General features: G+C 46.4%; 1 protein-coding gene. It reads left to right on the top strand.

Annotation, left to right across the window (positions count from 1 at the left end):
* On the top strand, positions 1 to 577 hold a 577-nt coding region (locus M0413_RS22735; RefSeq protein ID WP_249555758.1), incomplete at both ends, for an EF-Tu C-terminal domain-related protein.

The raw sequence follows: 577 nt of genomic DNA, 5'->3' as shown, positions 1-577 counted from the left end.
TGATGACTTACCAGTAATCCAAGGTTCAGCTCTGAAAGCGCTAGAAGGCGAGCCGGAGTGGGAAGCGAAGATCCTTGAGCTGGCAGCAGCTTTAGACTCTTACATTCCAGAACCAGAGCGTGATATCGATAAGCCATTCCTGATGCCAATCGAAGACGTATTCTCTATTTCTGGCCGTGGTACAGTAGTAACAGGTCGTGTAGAGCGTGGTATCGTTAAAGTGGGCGACGAAGTAGAAATCGTTGGTATCCGCACTACAACCAAGACAACTTGTACTGGTGTAGAAATGTTCCGTAAGCTGCTTGACGAAGGTCGTGCAGGTGAGAACTGTGGTATTTTATTACGTGGTACTAAGCGTGATGACGTAGAGCGTGGTCAAGTATTATCTAAGCCAGGTTCAATCAACCCACACACTACTTTTGAATCAGAAGTTTACGTTCTGTCAAAAGAAGAAGGTGGTCGTCATACTCCATTCTTCAAAGGCTACCGTCCACAGTTCTACTTCCGTACAACTGACGTAACCGGTACTATTGAACTGCCAGAAGGCGTAGAGATGGTAATGCCTGGTGACAACATC

Origin of the sequence: Shewanella sp. 8A (assembly GCF_023475945.1) — a bacterium.
In the GTDB taxonomy this organism is placed as follows: domain Bacteria; phylum Pseudomonadota; class Gammaproteobacteria; order Enterobacterales; family Shewanellaceae; genus Shewanella; species Shewanella xiamenensis.
The sequence above is the reverse complement of the archived record's forward strand: the minus strand, read 5'-3'. Positions and strand labels throughout refer to the sequence as shown.